Genomic DNA, 16,787 nt, shown 5'->3' with positions numbered 1-16,787 from the left:
GAGAGCAGGTGGGCCGGGATCCTCGCGAGCGGCGTGCTGGTGTTCCTCCTCGCCCGCGGCGGCGTGGCCTGGCTGCTGGCCTTCGTGGCGCTCGTGCCCTGGCTGCGCACGCAGGACGCGCAGCGCTCGGTGGCCGGCGCGTTGCTCGGCGCCTGGGGCATGGCGGTCGCCTATACCGCAGCGGCCTTCGCGTGGTTCGGCAGCGCGATCGGCAGCTACACGCAGGTCGGCACCGTGGCCGGCACCGCGATCGTGCTGCTCGCCGCGCCCTTGCTGCAGCCGCAGTTCCTCGCGTTCGCGCTGGTGCGCCACGCGGTCGGCGCGCAGCGGCCGGTGCTGCGCGTCTTGGCCGCGGCGGCGGCATGGGCGGCGACGGAGTGGCTCGTGCCGCGCCTGCTGGGCGACACCTTCGGCTACGTGCTGTACCCGGCGCGGCTGCTGCGGCAGGCGGCGGACCTCGTCGGCGTGGCGGGGCTGACCGTGCTGTTGCTGCTCGCGAACGAGGCGGTCGCTGCCGCGGTGGCGCGCCGGCGCGCGGGCGTGCGCACGGTGGCGGTCCCGCTGGGACTCGCCGCGCTCGTGCCGCTGCTGCTCGCGGGCTACGGGCTGGCCGTGCTGGCGACGCTGCCCGCGGCCGGCGAACGCGTGCGCGTGGGGCTCGTGCAGTCGAACATCGTCGACTACGAGCGCCTGCGGCGCGAGAAGGGCGCGGGCGCGGTGGTGCGCGAGGTGCTCGACACGCATTACGCGATGAGCTACGACGCCGTCGAACGCCAGCATGCGGGCGCGGTGCTGTGGTCGGAGACGGTGTACCCCACGACCTTCGGGCATCCGAAGAGCGAGGCGGGCGCCGCGCTCGATCGCGAGATCCTGCAGATCGTCGACGCGGCCGGCGTGCCTTTCGTGTTCGGCACCTACGACCGCGATGCGCAAGGCGAATACAACGCGGCCGCCTTCGTCGCGCCCGGCGCGGGACTGGTGGGCTTCTATCGCAAGGCGCGGCCCTTCCCTCTGACCGAATACGTCCCGCCGTGGCTCGATGGGCCGGCCTTGCGGCAGTGGCTGCCGTGGGCCGGGAGCTGGCAGCCGGGAGCGGGTCCGCGCGTGTTGCCGCTGCGCCTGAAGGACGGCCGCGAGGTCCCGGTGCTGCCGCTGATCTGCCTCGACGACGTCGACACCGGCCTCGCGCTCGCGGGCGCGCGCCTCGGGGCGCAGGCGATCCTCACGCTGTCCAACGATTCCTGGTTCTCGGCGCAGCCGCTCGGCGCGCAGCTGCACCTGCACGCCGCCGCCTTCCGCAGCATCGAGACGCGGCTGCCGCAGTTCCGCGTCACCACGAATGGCTACAGTGCGGTCATCGATGCCACCGGCTCCGTGGTCGCGGGCTCGCGCATGGGCGAGCGGACGCTGGTGGTGGGGGACCTGCCCGTGCACGAAGCACCGTGGACGCTGATGCTCGCCTGGGGGGACTGGATCGGTCCGGTCGCCGCGGTGTTCCTCGCCTTGCTGGGCGCGGGGGCGGCGTGGAGCCGGTGGGGGCGGCCGCGTGCGCGTCCTGTCGTCGCGCCGGCGCAGCCGCTTCCGCGCGAGGTGGTCGTCCTGCCTCCGGCCGCGCGGCTCGTCGCCGGATTGCTGCGGACGTTCGCGCGCGGCAACCTGCTCTGGATGGCCGCGGCGGTCGTGCTGGGGCACGGCGACTGGCATGCGAACACGCTGGCGCAGATCCGCAGCTTCGTGGCACTGTTCCTCGCGCCGGAGGTGGCGGCGTGGCTGGTGCTGCGCGCGTTCACGGCCGGCGTCGCCATCGAGGACGGCAGGCTCGTGTTGGCACGCGGTCGCCAGCGCCTGCAACTCGCCTTGCGTGAGATCGTGGGAGTGGAGCCGTGGCGCGTGCCCGTCCCGCTGGCCGGTGCGTGGTTGCAGCTCGCTTCCGGACAACGCTGGGGCTACGGCATCGCAGGGGCGGATGCGGACGTGCTCGCGCGCGAGCTGGGCGGCGGCGGTGCTTCGCTGCGGGCGCCGCCCGCTTCGCCGTGGACCGCATACCGTCTCGCGCGGCTGTCGGTGCGCCGTGGGCGCCTGCACCACCCCGTGGCGAAGTTCGTGCTGCTGCCTTTCGTGCTGGCCATCCCCGCCTTCACGCTGCACCAGCACATCGCCTACGGCAGCGCCTTCGGCGAGATCCAGTCCTTCGGCTTCGCGGCCTACCTGAAAGGCTTCGCGCTGTGGTGGGCTGCGTGGGCGATGGGCGTGGTGCTGTGCGCCGCGGTGTTGCGGGCGATCGTGGAGGCGCTGACGCTGGCGGCGAGCGTTGCGCGCCCTGCCGCCGCCGCGCCGCTGCGGCAATGGGCGGAAGGCCTCGCGCTCGCTGCGCTGTATCTCGGCTTGCCGGCGTGGCTGCTGCTGCTTACCTAGCGGTCACCAGCAGCGCCTGGCCGTAGCCCGTGTAAGGGTCACCGCCTTGCCGCGCGAGGGCCTCGGCGGCTTGCGCGACCACCGCGTGCGGATCGAGGCCCCGCTGCGCGATGACGGCGGAGCGCGGTGTGCCGAGGATCATGCCGGTCGCCATCCGCTGCGGGTCCGCGTCCGCGATGGGCAGCCGTACGGTCTCGACCTGCACGTCCGTGAAACCGGCGGCCGCGAGCATCGCGCGCAGCCGGGACGCGTCCGCCATTTCGTAAGGCGTGCGGAAGCGCAGTTCGGCGTCGCCGGGGAAGAGCCCTTCGATCACCTCCGCCACGGCGAGCGCATGCGGGTTGTGCTCGATCGCATCCCAGACGCTGAAATGGAAGGGCGCGCCACGCGCGAGGACGCGTCGTGCCTCCGCCAGTGCCGCCTGGCGGTCGGGCGGGAACATCACGCCGAAGCCGCACACGGCCGCGGCGAAGCTTCCGCCGGCGAAGGGCAGCGCCAGCATGTCCGCGCGCTCGAAGGTGACGTTCGCCAGGTCCGCGGCCTGGGCGCGCGCGTAATCGAGCATCGCGGCGCTCAGGTCGGTCGCGACGAGTTGCACCGGCGCGTCGAGGTGCTGGCGCAGCGGCCGCGTGACGGCGCCCGTGCCGCAGGCGAGCTCCAGCACCGCGCCCCGCGGAACCTGCGCCACGCGCCGGACCAGTTCCGCCGCGAACGGCCCGAAGGTGACGGGCGCGATGAACTCCGCGTAGTACTGCGGGCCGGAGAAGCCGGCGTCGGATGGCGTCATGCGAATCCTCCTGCGGACGCGTTTACCACTCCACGAGACTGAAACCGATGCTGAACACGGTGCGGGACTTGTTGTAGTCGATCAGCGTGTCGCCGTAGCCGCTGAACAGCTGCGTGTGCAGGCGCAGCCCGCCCGGCAGGCCGAAGCCCGGGTCCGCGAGGGTGTGGAACCACTCGAGGCGCAGCGATCCGTGCGAGCCGCTCTTGAGGCCGTGGCGGCCGGTGAGCGCCCACAGGTTGCGGCGGTCCGCGTTCCAGCGCACGGCGACCTCGCCGCGCCCGACGTAGTCGCTGATGCGCGGGTTGTCGTCGTTGTTGCCTTCGTCGATGCGGTTCCACAGGCGCGCATGCACCTGCACGTCGTTGCGCTCGGCGCCCGCCATCAGGTACACGCGGTTCCAGCTGCGCGAGAGCGGCAGCGACTGCCCGTTGGACTGGTGCACGAGGCCGACGCCTCCGAGGCGCAGGCGCCATTCGCCGGGCTGCGCACGCTGGATCGGCGTGACGTACAGGATCTCCGGCTCGTGGTCGGTGTTGCGGAAGGGGCGCGACAGCGCGGGCGTGAACACCTGCCAGTAGGAGAGCTGCGTGTACGCGAGCCACAGCGAGTCCATGCCGCGTTCGCCGTAGGAGAACAGGCCTTGCGCGACCTTCGTGCGCACGGACAGCTGCAGCCGCGCCTCGGTGGTGCGGTAGTCGGTGACGGCGGTGGCGTTGTTGTTCGGGTTCTCGGACGTCGGCTGCCGGTTCACGGTGTTGGCGGTCGCCACCGCGATGGAGATCGGCCGGTAGCCGCGGATGCCGAAGGTGCCGCAGTCGGCGCCGGGTGCCAGCTCCCAGAAGCGCGTGAGTTCGCTGTATTGCGGGTCGTGGCAGTCGTCGCTGGACGTGAGGGTGAAGCCGCGGCGGGGGACGACGGGCAGCGGAGGTTGCGCGAGTTCCTCTGGAGGAGGCGGCGGCGTTGTGGCCGCGGGAGCGGCAGTTGCTGCGGCAGGGGCTTGCTGCTTCGCCCAGGCGTCGAAGCAGGCGAGGCGCTGGTCCTTGTCGGCCAGCGCCGTGCAGGCTTGCCACGCGTCGCCGGCTTGCGCGTGGGCGAGCAGGGGGAGGGCGAAGGCCGCGAGGGAGGTGAGGGTGCGGTGCATCGGGGGGATGCTAAAGGCTGAGCACGATCGGTGGGGTTCACATTCGTTCACCGACCGCGGCTTCGCCGCGCCACCCTACATCGGGCGGTTCATGACCGCCCGTTTACATCCGGTGATTCACAACCGCCGGTTTACATCCGGCGCAGGACGAACGGGCCACCTTGTGATTCGCCGTCGCGCGTCCACGTGCCGCGGATCTCGCGGCCGCAGGAGCCTTCGACGATCTCGCCGGCCCAGGCGGCGGCGATGCGCCTGCCGTCGGCGGACTCCTCGAGCAGGAACTCGCCGTCGGTGAATTCGCCCGCGACCTGCCAGCTGCGGTCGCCGCGTTGCAGGGTGCCGCGGAAGCTGCCCGCGTACTCGGGGTGCTTCACCAGTTGCAGCGTGGAGGTGTCCCACTGGCCGGGCAGCTCCGCCTGCCACAGGCCCAGCAGCATCTCGGGCGTGATCTCGCCGAGCAGCGGGCAGGGCGCTTGCGCCAGCGCGGGGCCGGCGATGGCCAGCGCGAGGACGGCGACGCGGCGCTTCATGGCGCGTTCGATGCCGCCGCCGCGGCGGCTGCCGCTTCGGCGCTCTTCTTCGCGAACTCGGCGCGCAGCGCCTTGAGCTTCTCGCGCGGATCTTCCTTGACCGTCGCCTTGTCCAGCGCCATCTCGGCGATGAACCGGCTCGGCTGCGCGGCCACCATCTCGCGGCCCTTCTTGCGCTTCTTGCTCCAGCTGACCACCAGCGAGCGCTGCGCGCGCGTGATGCCCACGTACATCAGGCGGCGTTCTTCCTGGATGCGTTGCAGCAGCGAATCGGCGGGAGCGTCCTCGTCGGGCTTGAACGGCAGCATGCCTTCGACCACGCCGGCCAGCACCACGTGCGGCCACTCCAGGCCCTTCGACGCATGCAGCGTCGACAGCGTCACCACGTTCTGGTCCTTCTCGCGCTCGCTGATGGTCGAGAGCAGCGCGATGGTCTGCGCCACTTCGAGCAGCGTCTTGCGCTCGGTGGCGGTGGCCACGCCCGCCGCGTCGTCGATCTGCCCGCCGCAGCGGCCGGCCATCCAGTCACAGAACTCCAGCACGTTCGTCCAGCGCGCGGCGGCGACCTTCTCGTTCTCCTCGCCGTCGTAGAGATGCTTCTCGTAGCCGATGTCCTTGAGCCAGTCGGCGAGGAAGGTCTTCGCGTCTTCGGCGCCCGACGTGTGGCGCGCCCGGTATTCGAGGTCGTTCACGAAGCGGCCGAACTCCTGCAGGCTGCCGAGCGCGCGCGCGTTCAGCACGCTGGGCAGCGAGGACGAGAACAGCGCCTCGAACAGCGACAGCTTGTACTGGCTCGCGAACACGCCGAGCGAACCCAGCGTCTGGTGGCCGATGCCGCGCTTGGGCGTCGTCACCGCGCGCAGGAAAGCGGGATCGTCGTCGTTGTTCACCCACAGGCGCAGCCAGGCGCACAGGTCGCGGATCTCGGCGCGGTCGAAGAAGCTCTGCCCGCCCGAGACCTTGTACGGGATCTGCGCCTTGCGCAGCGCCTGCTCCAGCACGCGCGCCTGGTGGTTGGCGCGGTACAGGATGGCGAAGTCCTTCCACTCCTTGCCCAGCCCGTTGGCGCGGATCGACTGGATGCGGGCCACCGCGCGTTCGGCCTCGTGCTCCTCGTTGTCGCAGTCGACCACGCGCACGGGCTCGCCTTCACCCAGTTCCGAGAACAGCGTCTTGGGGAACAGCTTCGGATTCGGCTGGATGACGTTGTTCGCCGCCCGCAGGATCGCGCTGGTGGAGCGGTAGTTCTGCTCCAGCTTGATCACCTTCAACGTGGGAAAGTCCTGCGGGAGCTTCCGCAGGTTGTCCAGCGTGGCGCCGCGCCAGCCGTAGATGGACTGGTCGTCGTCGCCCACCGCGGTGAAGCGGCCGCGCTCACCCACCATCAGTTTCAGCAGCTCGTACTGCGTGGCGTTGGTGTCCTGGTATTCGTCCACGAGCACGTGGCCCAGGTGCTTCTGCCACTTCTCGCGCACTTCGGGGAAGTCGCGCAGCAGCTTCAGCGGCATGCCGATCAGGTCGTCGAAGTCGACGCTCTGGTAGGCGGTGAGGCGCTCTTCGTAGCGCTGCATGATGGTGGCGATGACGCGCTCGTTGTCGTCCTTCGCCTGGGCCAGCGCCTGGGCGGCGTTGAGGCCCGAGTTCTTCCATGCGCTGATGGTCCATTGCCACGAACGCGCGGTCGCGGCGTCGGTGGTGCCGCCGGCGTCCTTGAGGATGCCGGTGACGTCGTCCGCATCGAGGATGGAGAACTGCGGCTTCAGCCCCAGCACCTGGCCGTCCTGCCGCATCATGCGCACGCCCAGCGCGTGGAAGGTGCAGATCAGCAGGTCCTTGGCCTCGCGGCCGATCAGCGCCTTGGCGCGCTCGCGCATTTCGGCGGCGGCCTTGTTGGTGAAGGTGATGGCGGCGATGCGCTTGCCTTCCAGGCCGGCCTGGATCAGCCGCGCGATCTTGTGCGTGATGACGCGCGTCTTGCCGGAGCCGGCGCCGGCGAGCACCAGGCAGGGCCCATGCAGGTAGTTGACGGCTTCTTGCTGGGCGAGGTTCAGGCCGGACATCGAGGGGAGAGCGGGGACAGCACGGGAAACAGCGACAGATGATAAGCGGCGCTCCCCCGCCGCGAGTGTTGCGTGCGCGGTACCCGGTCGCGCGGCGCGGCTTGGGTTGCCACGACAATACGCACGTGTTAAGCATCCTGGCGATCACCTTCCCCTTCTTCGCGCTGGTGCTGGCGGGCTACCTGGCCGCGCGGCGCCGCATGCTGCCGCTGGAGGCGATCGGTGGGCTGAACACGTTCGTGCTTTTTTTCGCGCTCCCGGCGATGTTGTACCGCTTCGGGGCCGGCACGCCGATCGGGCAGCTGCTGGACCCGCTCACGATCCTGGCGTGGACGGTGTGCGCGCTGGTCGTGGTGGCCGTCACCGTGAAATGGAGCATGAACGAGCGCATCCGCTGGAACGATGCGTCCTTCGGCGCGCTCGTCGCGGCGTTTCCCAACACCGGCTTCATGGGCGTGCCGCTGCTCGTGGCGCTGCTCGGGGCCGCCGCCGCCGGCCCGGCGATCCTCACCATCCTGATCGACCTGGTGGTCACCAGCTCGCTGTGCATCGCGCTGTCGCGCCTGGACAGCGCCGACGAACACGGCGCGTCGGAGGCGGCGAAGAAGGCGCTCAAGGGCGTGGCGCTGAATCCCATGCCCTGGGCCATCCTGCTGGGAGGGCTGTCGTCCGCGCTGCAGTGGAAGCCGGTCGCGCCGGTGATGAACACCATCGGCCTGCTTGCGGACGCGGCCTCGCCCGTGGCGCTCTTCACGATCGGCGCGGTGCTCGCCCGTTCGCAGTTCCTCGCGGCGCAGAACGAGCACGGGCCGATGCCGGCAGCCGACTTCGTGCCGGTGGCACTGATCAAGCTGTTCGTGCACCCGCTGCTCGTGTGGCTCGTGGGGAGGGGCATGCAGGCCGCGGGGCTGCCGCTGGACCCCTTCACGCTGCACGTCCTGGTGCTGGTGGCGGCGCTTCCCAGTGCGAGCAACGTCTCGCTCCTCGCGGAGCGCTTCGGGGCGGACACGGGGCGCATCGCGCGCATCATCCTGCTCACGACGGCGGCGGCGTTCCTCACGTTCTCCGGCGTGGTGGCGCTTCTCGCATGAAGCGCACCGCCCTGGCGGCGCTGGTGCTGTCGCTCGCGGGATGCGTCGTGGTGCCGCAGACCGTGTACCGCCCGCACCCCGAATGCCGCACCGTGGAGCGCAGCATGGAACTGCAGGCCGTGCAGGTCGCGTGGATCAGCGGTTGCAGCAACGAAGGCTGCGCCGTGCTGCTGGCCGCCGCGGGCGTGACCGCCGCCGCGAGCGCGGTGGTGTCCGGCAGCATCGTGGTGGTCGGCAATTTCGTGTACTGGCTCGAACGCCAGGGCCGCTGCGCGCACACAAGCTGAAACACGCGCGGGCAGGCGGCAGCGCGAGCGCGACGAACGGCGCGCGGTGTCGAGTAAGCCCCACAACAAGCGCACGCACAGCGTGTACGGGGTTCACTTCCCGCTTCCTCTCCCCTAGAGTCGCCGCAAACAGGGAGGGCCTTCAGGCCAAGGAGGAAGCATGAGCGCAGAAGGTGGCTTCTACGCGCTGAGCGACGACCAGCTTGCGCGGTTGCTCGCAGGCGATCTGGCGTACGCGCCGTTCCTGCAATCCGCCGCCGGCGAGAAGCCGCGCGAAACGCACGGAGACGCGATCGCCGTCTGGTACGAGTTGAGCCAGGTGCTGCAGGCCGAGGCAGGCTGCGGCGCCGAGCAGACCGACAAGATCCCCACGATGGTGGGCTACTCCAGCTCGCAGCAGGTGCAGGCTACCGCGGCCAAGCTCGCGGCGCTGGCCGATGCCGAAGTTCGCAAGCGCTGCGAGAGCGCGCTCATGGAAGCGACCCCCGACCAGGTGGTGCAGGCGGTGCAGGGCCTGAAGGCCTTCTACCAGCGCGCCGCCGCCAACAAGGACGCGGTGCTGTTCCGCGTCGCATGAGATTCCCGTCCCCGCAGTCCCCATGTCCGCACATACCCAGATCCGCCTCGCTTCCCTGACCACGGCCGCCTACGGCGCGCTGCTCGCGAGCGGCATCGTCTACCACTTCCAGCGCACGGGCAGCTTCCGCGCGCTGGGCCGCGCCCTCGCCGAGCCGACCATTTGGATCGCGCTGGCGCTGGTCGTCGCCGTCACCTTCGGCCTCTGGAAGCGCTACGCCTGGGCGTGGTGGCTCGGCGTCGCCGCGGCCTGCTTCCAGTTGTTCCGCATCTTCGAAGCCTGGTACGACCGCGGGCTCGCGCGCGTGCCCGGCGTGCCGACGCTGATCGCGCTGGCGCTGCTGGTGATCCTGCTCGTGCTGCTCCTGCCGCGGCGGTCCCGCCTGGGCTGCAACCGCTGACGCCATGCGCCGCTGGCCCGCGTCCTGGAGAGGCAATGCATCCCTGGCGTGGCTGGCGGTGGCGGCCTATGCGGCCGCGGCGGCGTGGCCGCACCTCGCGGGCCACCCCATTCCCCTGTTGGGACTGCGCTCTCTGAGCAACGTGCACGTCGGCGTTCCGCTGGTGTTCGCGACGCTGGCGCTCGCCGTGTTCCTTTCCGTCCCCGCATGGACCACGCGCGACCGCATGCTGGTCTGCGCGGGCGCGGCGCTGTGCCTGTTTGCCGTGGTGGCTTATGCGGTGGGTGCTTCGGCGGCGCTGCCCTTCGCCTTCATCGGCGGGAACATCCTGCGCGAGTCGCGGCATCCCGGCCCGCGCTCCTCGCCGCTGTGGGCGGAAACACAATAAAGGGAGGGAAGGGCCATGCCCATCGTCGGCTTCGGACTCTATTTCGCGCTCGCGCTCTTCTGCGCGGTGCACGTCGTGCGCACGGGACAGCCGTTGTACTGGCTGATGATCCTGTTCGGCTTTCCCATCCTGGGCAGCGTCGTGTACCTGCTCGCCGTGTACCTGCCGGCCTCGCGCCTGGAGCGCGGTGCGCGCAAGGTGGTGTCCGCGGCGGCGCGCGTGCTGGACCCGCAGCGGGACGTGCGCGCGGCACGCGCGGCGTTCGAGGAGACGCCGACCGCGCAGAACCAGATGCGGCTCGCGGCCGCCCTGCTCGATGCGGGCGACGCACCCGCCGCCGCGCAAGCCTACGGACAATGCCTCGCCGGCCCGTTCGCGAAGGATCCCGAGATCCGCTTCGGCGCGGCCCGCGCGTTCCTCGAGTGCGAGCGCCACGCGGACGCGCTGCAGTTCCTGGAACTGGTGCGTGCCGAACACCCGGAGCATCGCCCGGAACCCGTGGCGCTGCTCACGGCGCGCGCGCTCGCCGGCGTCGGCAAGCATGCGGAGGCGCGGGCGGCGTTCGCCGCGGCGGAAGAACGCTTCGGCACGTTCGAGGCGAAGGCGGAATACGCCATCTGGGCGTATGCGGTGGGCGAGCGGGCGACGAGCGCCAGGCTGCAGGCGGAGGCGGACCGGATCGCGTCGCGGTGGAATGGCCTGGCGCGCGAGCTGAATGCGCCGGCCATGCGGCGGTTGCAGGCGGCGAGGGCGGCGGCGCGGCAGGTTTAGGGGGGCTGCGTGTTGCTGGGGTGAGCTTCGCTCAACCCAGCCTACGGTGAGCTTCGCTCAACCCAGCCTACGGGGCCGCATGTAGGCTGGGTTTCGCGATAGCGAACCCCAGCATTACAGCACCGGCGCCAGCAGCGCCGCGGCGCGCTCGCGCGCCCGTTCCATGAACGGCCGGCGCTGCCACTCCTCGAAGGTGCACCGCTTGCACCGCTGCAAGTCCTGCTCGAACACCTTCGTCAGCTCCCGCGCGAATGCGGCGTCGTAGACGTTCAGGTTGGCCTCGTCGTTGAGGTGGAAGGAGCGCGGGTCGAAGTTCGTCGATCCCACCGAGGCGAGCAGGCCATCGACGATCACGGCCTTGCAGTGGTACATCGTGGGCTGGTAGACGTACATCTCCAGCCCCGCCTCCAGCAGCTCGCCCCACAGCGCGCGCGAGGCATGGCGCACCGTCTGCTGGTCGATGTGCTTGCCGGGCGTGATCACCCGCACGCGGACGCCACGCTTCAGCGCGGAGACGAGCGCCAGGCGCGCCATCTCGTCGGGCACGAAATAGGCGCTCGCGATGTCGATGGTCTTCACGGCCGCCGTGATCGCGATCAGGTACATCAGCTGCATGCTTTCGCTGCCGCCGCTCGGCGAACTGTGGAACATCTGCGCGCGTTCGTCGCCCATTTCGCGCAGGGGCGGGAAGTAGTCGTCGCCGTGCAGAATGCGGCCGGTGGTCTTGCTCCAGTTGGCGAGCATGACACTCTGCATCTGCGCGACGACGGGACCTTCGACGCGGTAGTGCGAATCGCGCCAGTGGTCCTCGTCCTGCGCGTGGCCGGTCCAGGGCGGCGCGATGCCGACGCCGCCCGTGAAGCCGATGCAGCCGTCGACGATCAGCAGCTTGCGGTGCGTGCGGTTGTTGATGCGGCCCAGGTTGTACCAGCGCAGCGGATGGAAGCGATGCACCTGCACGCCCGCCTCGCGCATGGTCTGCACGAGGCCCTGGTCCACCTTGAGGCTGCCCACCCAGTCCAGCAGCACGTAGACCTTGACGCCGGCGCGCGCGCGCTCGGCAAGCGCCTGCGCGAACGCATCGCCGATCTCGCCCGACCAGTAGATGAACGTCTCGAACAGCACGTTGCGGCGCGCGCCGCGGATCGCTTCCAGCATCGCCGGGAAGATCTCGTCGCCGTTGTGCAGCGCCTTCACCCGGTTGCCGCTGGTGATGCCCGGACCGAGCAGCATGCCCATGGCGCGGAAGAACTGCGGGTCGTCGACCGGGTAGAGGTGGGGGATCTCGCAGGTGACGCGACGCTCCCCCGCACTGAGGTTCACGTACAGCAGTGCGGCGATCAGGGCGAGGGCGATTCCCAGGGCGACGAACAAAGGCTGCCTCGGCAGTGCAAAAGCCGAGATGCTAGCGGCGCTCGCGCGAGTCGGGGGGCGAGCGTTACCAGGTGTCGATGAATGGCTGCGCGGCCGCGGGCGCGATGCGTGCGGCGTCCAGGCCCCGCAGCAGCCAGTCGCGGGTCTGCGCCGGGTCGATGACCGCGTCGATCTCGAGCGTCGCCGCCATGTTCGTCGCCTGGCCCGCGTCGTAGTGCTTCCGTACCAGGTCCTGGAACAGGGCTTCGCGCTGCGGGCCTTCCGGCACCGCCTCCAGCTCCTTGCGGTAGCCGAGGCGCACCGCGCCTTCCAGGCCCATGCCGCCGAACTCGCCGCTCGGCCAGGACACCGTGAACTCCGGCGCGTGGAAGCCGCCGGCCGCCATTGCCATGGCGCCCAGGCCGTAGCCCTTGCGCAGCACGACGGCGAAGAGCGGCACCCGCAGGTGCGCGGCGGCGACGAACATGCGGCTCACGTGGCGCACCTGCGCCTGCTCCTCGATGGCGGGGCCCACCATGAAGCCGGGGGTATCGACCAGGCTCACGACCGGCAGGCCGTGGGCGTTGCACAACTGCAGGAAGCGCGCCGCCTTGTCGGCGGCATCCGCATCGATGGCGCCGCCGAGGTGCAGCGGGTTGTTGGCAATGAGGCCGACGGGGCGCCCGGCAATCCGGCCGAGGGCCGTGTGGATGCCCACGCCGAAGCCGGTGCGCAGTTCCAGCAGCGTGCCGCGGTCGACGATGCCCTGCAGCGCGGTGCGGCTGTCGTAGACGCGCAGCCGGTTTTCGGGGACGACCTCACGCAGGGCCTGCGGCTCGGGCGCCTCGAACGTGGCGATGGCGCCCTGGAAGAAGGACAGGTACTTGCGCGCGGTGGCAACGGCTTCGGCTTCGTCCTGCACGAGGACGTCGATGACGCCGTTGCCGTGCTGCACGCGGGCGGGACCGATGTCTTCGGGGCGGTAGGCGCCGAGGCCGCCGCCTTCGACCATCGCGGGCCCGCCCATGCCGATGTTGCTGTCCGCCGTCGCGATGATGACGTCGCAGCATCCGAGCAGGGCGGCATTGCCGGCGAAGCAGCGCCCCGCGACGATGCCGACGACGGGTACCTGCCCGTTGAGCCGCGCGAAGCTGGCGAAGGTCGGCACGTGCAGGCCGGCGACGATGGGCATGTCGGTGTCGCCCGGCCGGCCGCCGCCGCCCTCGGCAAGGAGCACGACCGGCAGCTTGTTCTTCAGCGCGACGCCGAGAAGCCGGTCGGTCTTCTGGTGGTTGCGGAAGCCTTGCGTGCCGGCGAGCACCGTGGCGTCGTAGGCGAGCACGGCGGCCTGCGCGCGCTCGGGCGCGAACAGGTCGCCGTTGATGCGTGCGATGCCGGTGACCATGCCGTCGGCCGGCGTGTTGCGCACGAGATCGTCTTCGCTGCGGCGGCTGCGCTGGGCGGCCACGGCGAGCGCTCCGTATTCGTTGAACGAGTTGGCATCGCAGAGATCGGCGATGTTCTCGCGGGCCGTGCGCAGGCCGAGCGCGTGGCGCCTCGCAACCGCTTGCGGACGGGCTTCATCGAGGGTGAGGGCGTGGCGGTCGAGGACGCGCTGGAGGTCCTCGCGTGTCCTGCCTTCCTCCCTCCCCCTCCGGGGGAGAGCCGGGGTGGGGGCGCTCGCGGCCTCCCCAAGCTCCTCCAGCACCAGCAGCACCTCCCGCTCGTCCACCGTCTCCCCTTCCGCGAACAGCCGCTCGCGTACTCGCCCCGTACCGGGGCTGCGCACCTCGTGCTCCATCTTCATCGCTTCCAGGATCACGACGACGTCGCCGGCGCGGACCGTGTCGCCGGGGGAGACGAGCCACTGGACGACCTGGGCCTGCAGGGGGGAGCGGAGTTCGGTCATGGCGCATTGTGCCGCCGTGCGTGCCCCTCACCCCCACCCTCTCCCCAGAGGGGAGAGGGAGCAGAATCCGGGCATGAATGAACTGGTTCCGCTGGTGGAGACGTATCGCGGCGGCACGCGCGAGTGCGTGCATTTCGGGGCGCTGGCCGTCACGGACACGCAAGGCCGCGTGCTGGCGCAGGCGGGCGACCCGCACTGGATGACGTTCACGCGCTCCACGCTCAAGCCGCTGCAGGCGCTGCCTTTCGTGGAAGGCGGCGGCGTGCGGCACTTCGGCCTCACGTCGGCCAACCTCGCGCTGCTCTGCGCGAGCCACAGCGGCGAGCCCATGCACGTGGAGCAGGTGGAGCAGATCCTCGGGAAGGCGGGCGTGGGCTACCAGCGCCTGCAATGCGGCTGCCACGTTCCCGTCTTCGCGGAGCTGGGCGCGTACCCGCCGCCGGCGCCGGGGAGCTACGACGAGCGCCACCACAACTGCAGCGGCAAGCACAGCGGCTTCCTCGCGTACTGCGTGCAGCACGGGCTGCCGCTGGAGAGCTACCTCGACCCGGCGCATCCGCTGCAGCGGGCCATCCGCGCGCATGTCGCCGAGGCGGTGGGACTCGACGAGGCCCGGCTCGCGATGGGGATCGACGGCTGCTCGGCGCCGAACTACGCCATGCCGCTCGCCAACCTGGCGCGGGGCTTCGCGCGTCTCGCCGCCGGGGAGCGCGAGAGCTTCACCGCACTCGCCGATGCCATGACAGCGCATCCCGACCTCGTCTCCGGCACGGGACGCAACGACCTGGACTTCATGCGCGCCGGCCGCGGCGACTGGGTGACCAAGGTCGGCGCCGACGGCGTGCAGGTGGTTGCGAGCCGCAGCCGAGGCGAGGCGCTGGCGCTCAAGATCGCGGACGGCAACAAGCTGGCGCTGTTCACCGCGACGGTGGAGGCGCTGGACCAGCTGGGGTGGCTCGATGAAGAACAGCGCCAGGCCTTGCGGCCGTGGCGCTGCGAGACGATCGCGAGCGTGAAAGGGGCGCCGGTCGGCGAACGCAAGGCGGTGTTCCGCCTCGCGCTCCCCGCATGAAGCGCCTCAGTGCACTTCCTGCGGCGACGCCATCCGCATCAGCTCCGTGCCCGGCGTCCACTGGTAGGTCGCCGACACGCTCTCCGACGGCGAGCCGCCCGCGTTGACCTGCTCGCGGTATTCGCGCGAGGACGCCGGTTCCTGCGACTCGTCGACGAATTCCGTGCCGTCCTTGCGCAGCTGCACCTCGGTCTCGACGACCTTGCGCACGAACTCGCGCTGGCTCTTGAACTCGATGAAGGGCGGCAGGCTGCCGTCGCCCAGCACCTCGGCGGGGTCGCGCCGCTCGATGTCCTTGAACAGCTGCAGCGCCACCTGGAAGTGGCCCAGCTCGTAGTCCAGGAAGCGTTCCCACATCGCCTTGATGCGCGGGTTCGTCTCCTGCGCCGCGCAGCCGGCGTAGTTCCAGATCTCGGTGGCTTCGCAGATCAGCAGCTTCTCCAGGATGGACTCCTCGGGGTTCAGCATCGAGCCGTAGTGCTGGATGTGCTGCGACTCCACCGAGGCGATCTCCGCGTACAGCTGGCGCGCCAGCGGGTCCGCGAAGGTCGGGCCGATGTTCATGTAGTAGTCGTGCGTCTGGTACTCGCCGCCGGTGAGGGACAGCGCATGCATCTTCGTCGCGAGCGCCGCACCGGGTTCGTACGGGCGCAGCAGTTCGTGCTCCGGCGCGCGATGGTGGAACAGCGTCGGCCGGCCCGGCACGATGTCCGTGTAGCCCTGCGTGATGTTGTTCGCGTCCTTGCCTTCCAGGCGGTCCAGCAGCGCGGAGTAGCGGTACAGGTGATCGAAGTCCTCCAGCAGCGCATAGCGGTAGCCCTGCGCGAGGTAGGCGTCCGGCTCGAGCTGCGCGACGGAGGCCGTGATCTCGATCGCCACCTGCTCGTAGGCGATGGTGGTTTCCAGCGGCGAATGGTCGGCGCCGATCAGCCAGTTGATCGACGTGGCCTGGTGCTGCTCCACGCGCATCAGCTTGCCGAGCTGCTCGCGCGCCTCGCGGTTGCAGCGGATCGCCACCTGCTTGGTGCGCAGCGAGTCGAGCTCCTGGCCGTTCATCCAGATGATGCGAACGCGCGTCCACGCGTCGTCGTCGAGCTTGCTGATCGGCTTGCCGACCATGTCCTTCCAGCTGAGGCGCTGGCGGTCGACGGGCGTGCCCTTGTCCTGCAGAAGATTGATGGCCATGTGTTCCCCTCTCAAACCGCCGGCGTGCCGGCACCTTGTTTCACCAGCTGCGTGAGCCAGCCCTTGACGATGGCCAGGTGCTCCTGCTCCTGGGCGAGCGCGCCGAGGAAGCGGCCCGCCAGCTCCGTCTCGCCTGCGTCTTCCGCGAGTTGCACCAGCAGCTCCCAGCCGGCGTTGTCGGTGAGTTCGGCGGTGAGGAGCGCGTTGAGGCACTGTGCGATCGTCGTGCGCGGGTCGGTGAGGACCTGCACGATGCCCATGCTGGCCGTCGCGGTGACGTCGGCGCACGGCGTCTGCGCCGTGGGGTCGCCGCCCATCTTCATCATGGCCTGCCCCAGCATGTGGAAGTGCTCCAGCTCCTCGGCGCGGATGCGCTGCAGCGTGGCGAGCGGCGTCTCGCCGGCGACCGACCCCGGCGCGGTGCCGGAATCGAGCGGGGGCAGCTGGTCCGCGGGCGGCAGCACTTCCTGCCCCAGCCCCTCCACCGCCTGGTACTTGGTGATCAGCGCCTCGTACAGGCGCGTGCCGGCGCGCTCGAAGGCGATGCGCTCGCCGAGCTTGTCCATGAAGATGCTCGGCGCGCCGCCCTTCATCTTGGCCATGCCCGCCTTCAGCACGCCCTTCATCGACGCGGGCGGCGGGATCGACCCCACCGTCTCCGACTCGTTGATGTACATCGTGCGCTCCGCGTCCATCGCCGTCGTGTCGATGGGCATGGCCGGGCTCAGCGCGTCCGCGGCGTCCGTCATCGCCTTCACGTCCACCGGCGACATCGCGGTGCCGGTGCGGTTCATCCCGATCGTGGTTGCTTCCATGGGGTA

At 70.5% G+C, this 16,787-nt stretch carries 15 protein-coding genes and 1 pseudogene; 8 read left to right on the top strand and 8 right to left on the bottom strand.

Annotated elements, in window-relative coordinates; genetic code table 11:
* Positions 1–33 precede the first annotated feature (33 nt).
* On the top strand, positions 34–2,415 hold the full coding sequence (lnt, locus tag H8N03_RS14205) for an apolipoprotein N-acyltransferase (protein WP_354005127.1): 2,382 nt from the start codon (positions 34–36) through the stop codon (positions 2,413–2,415).
* Here lnt and H8N03_RS14200 read toward each other — a convergent pair.
* The 4 genes from H8N03_RS14200 to H8N03_RS14185 all read right to left on the bottom strand — a co-directional run bounded on the left by H8N03_RS14200 (position 2,408) and on the right by H8N03_RS14185 (position 6,933).
* On the bottom strand, positions 2,408–3,202 hold the full coding sequence (locus H8N03_RS14200) for a class I SAM-dependent methyltransferase (protein ID WP_187076835.1): 795 nt from the start codon (positions 3,200–3,202) through the stop codon (positions 2,408–2,410). The genes lnt and H8N03_RS14200 overlap by 8 nt on opposite strands.
* A 22-nt stretch (positions 3,203–3,224) precedes the next feature.
* The gene (locus H8N03_RS14195) at positions 3,225–4,343 is read right to left on the bottom strand and encodes a phospholipase A (RefSeq protein WP_187076834.1); all 1,119 of its coding nucleotides are present in this window, start codon (positions 4,341–4,343) and stop codon (positions 3,225–3,227) included.
* A 131-nt stretch (positions 4,344–4,474) separates the two neighbouring features.
* A complete protein-coding gene (locus tag H8N03_RS14190; RefSeq protein ID WP_187076833.1) occupies positions 4,475–4,873 on the bottom strand; it encodes a hypothetical protein in 399 nt (132 codons plus the stop codon).
* Positions 4,870–6,933, bottom strand: a complete 2,064-nt coding sequence (locus H8N03_RS14185) for an ATP-dependent helicase (protein ID WP_187076832.1) — start codon at positions 6,931–6,933, stop codon at positions 4,870–4,872. The genes H8N03_RS14190 and H8N03_RS14185 overlap by 4 nt, the downstream gene beginning before the upstream one ends.
* A gap of 125 nt (positions 6,934–7,058) precedes the next feature.
* Between H8N03_RS14185 and H8N03_RS14180 the strand changes: the two genes are divergently transcribed.
* From H8N03_RS14180 to H8N03_RS14155, 6 genes are all read left to right on the top strand, one after another.
* Positions 7,059–8,024: an AEC family transporter gene (locus H8N03_RS14180; protein ID WP_187076831.1), complete on the top strand. Its 966-nt coding sequence runs from the start codon at positions 7,059–7,061 to the stop codon at positions 8,022–8,024.
* Positions 8,021–8,311, top strand: a complete 291-nt coding sequence (locus tag H8N03_RS14175; RefSeq protein WP_187076830.1) for a hypothetical protein — start codon at positions 8,021–8,023, stop codon at positions 8,309–8,311. The genes H8N03_RS14180 and H8N03_RS14175 overlap by 4 nt, the downstream gene beginning before the upstream one ends.
* 160 nt (positions 8,312–8,471) lie before the next feature.
* The gene (locus tag H8N03_RS14170) at positions 8,472–8,888 is read left to right on the top strand and encodes a DUF1877 family protein (RefSeq protein ID WP_187076829.1); all 417 of its coding nucleotides are present in this window, start codon (positions 8,472–8,474) and stop codon (positions 8,886–8,888) included.
* A 22-nt stretch (positions 8,889–8,910) separates the two neighbouring features.
* Positions 8,911–9,288, top strand: a complete 378-nt coding sequence (locus H8N03_RS14165) for a hypothetical protein (protein WP_187076828.1) — start codon at positions 8,911–8,913, stop codon at positions 9,286–9,288.
* Positions 9,289–9,292: 4 nt separating this feature from the next.
* Positions 9,293–9,676, top strand: coding sequence for a hypothetical protein (locus H8N03_RS14160; protein WP_187076827.1), 384 nt, complete (start codon positions 9,293–9,295; stop codon positions 9,674–9,676).
* 15 nt (positions 9,677–9,691) lie between these two features.
* Positions 9,692–10,447 (top strand): tetratricopeptide repeat protein, encoded by a 756-nt coding sequence (locus H8N03_RS14155; protein ID WP_187076826.1) that lies wholly within the window; start codon positions 9,692–9,694, stop codon positions 10,445–10,447.
* A gap of 114 nt (positions 10,448–10,561) precedes the next feature.
* Here the strand turns inward: H8N03_RS14155 and cls are convergent, their stop codons facing one another.
* Together cls and H8N03_RS14145 are read right to left on the bottom strand one after the other, a co-directional pair.
* Positions 10,562–11,821: a cardiolipin synthase gene (cls, locus tag H8N03_RS14150; RefSeq protein ID WP_187076825.1), complete on the bottom strand. Its 1,260-nt coding sequence runs from the start codon at positions 11,819–11,821 to the stop codon at positions 10,562–10,564.
* Between the two features lie 64 nt (positions 11,822–11,885).
* Positions 11,886–13,709 (bottom strand): annotated as a pseudogene (locus H8N03_RS14145) (carboxyl transferase domain-containing protein); the annotation flags it as partial.
* Positions 13,710–13,782: 73 nt separating this feature from the next.
* Here H8N03_RS14145 and H8N03_RS14140 point away from each other — a divergent pair.
* Positions 13,783–14,781 carry an asparaginase gene (locus tag H8N03_RS14140; protein WP_187076823.1) on the top strand — a complete coding sequence of 333 codons (999 nt, stop codon included), beginning with the start codon at positions 13,783–13,785 and terminating at the stop codon, positions 14,779–14,781.
* Positions 14,782–14,787: 6 nt separating this feature from the next.
* Here H8N03_RS14140 and H8N03_RS14135 read toward each other — a convergent pair whose 3' ends face one another.
* Both H8N03_RS14135 and H8N03_RS14130 read right to left on the bottom strand, forming a co-directional pair.
* Positions 14,788–15,966, bottom strand: a complete 1,179-nt coding sequence (locus H8N03_RS14135; protein ID WP_187076822.1) for a hypothetical protein — start codon at positions 15,964–15,966, stop codon at positions 14,788–14,790.
* 11 nt (positions 15,967–15,977) lie between these two features.
* Positions 15,978–16,781, bottom strand: coding sequence for a ferritin-like domain-containing protein (locus tag H8N03_RS14130; RefSeq protein WP_187076821.1), 804 nt, complete (start codon positions 16,779–16,781; stop codon positions 15,978–15,980).
* Between the last annotated feature and the right edge of the window lie 6 nt (positions 16,782–16,787).

It is taken from the genome of Ramlibacter cellulosilyticus (assembly GCF_014297465.1).
In the GTDB taxonomy this organism is placed as follows: domain Bacteria; phylum Pseudomonadota; class Gammaproteobacteria; order Burkholderiales; family Burkholderiaceae_C; genus Ramlibacter; species Ramlibacter cellulosilyticus.
Note: the sequence above shows the minus strand (reverse complement) of the source record. Positions and strands in the feature narration are given on the sequence as shown.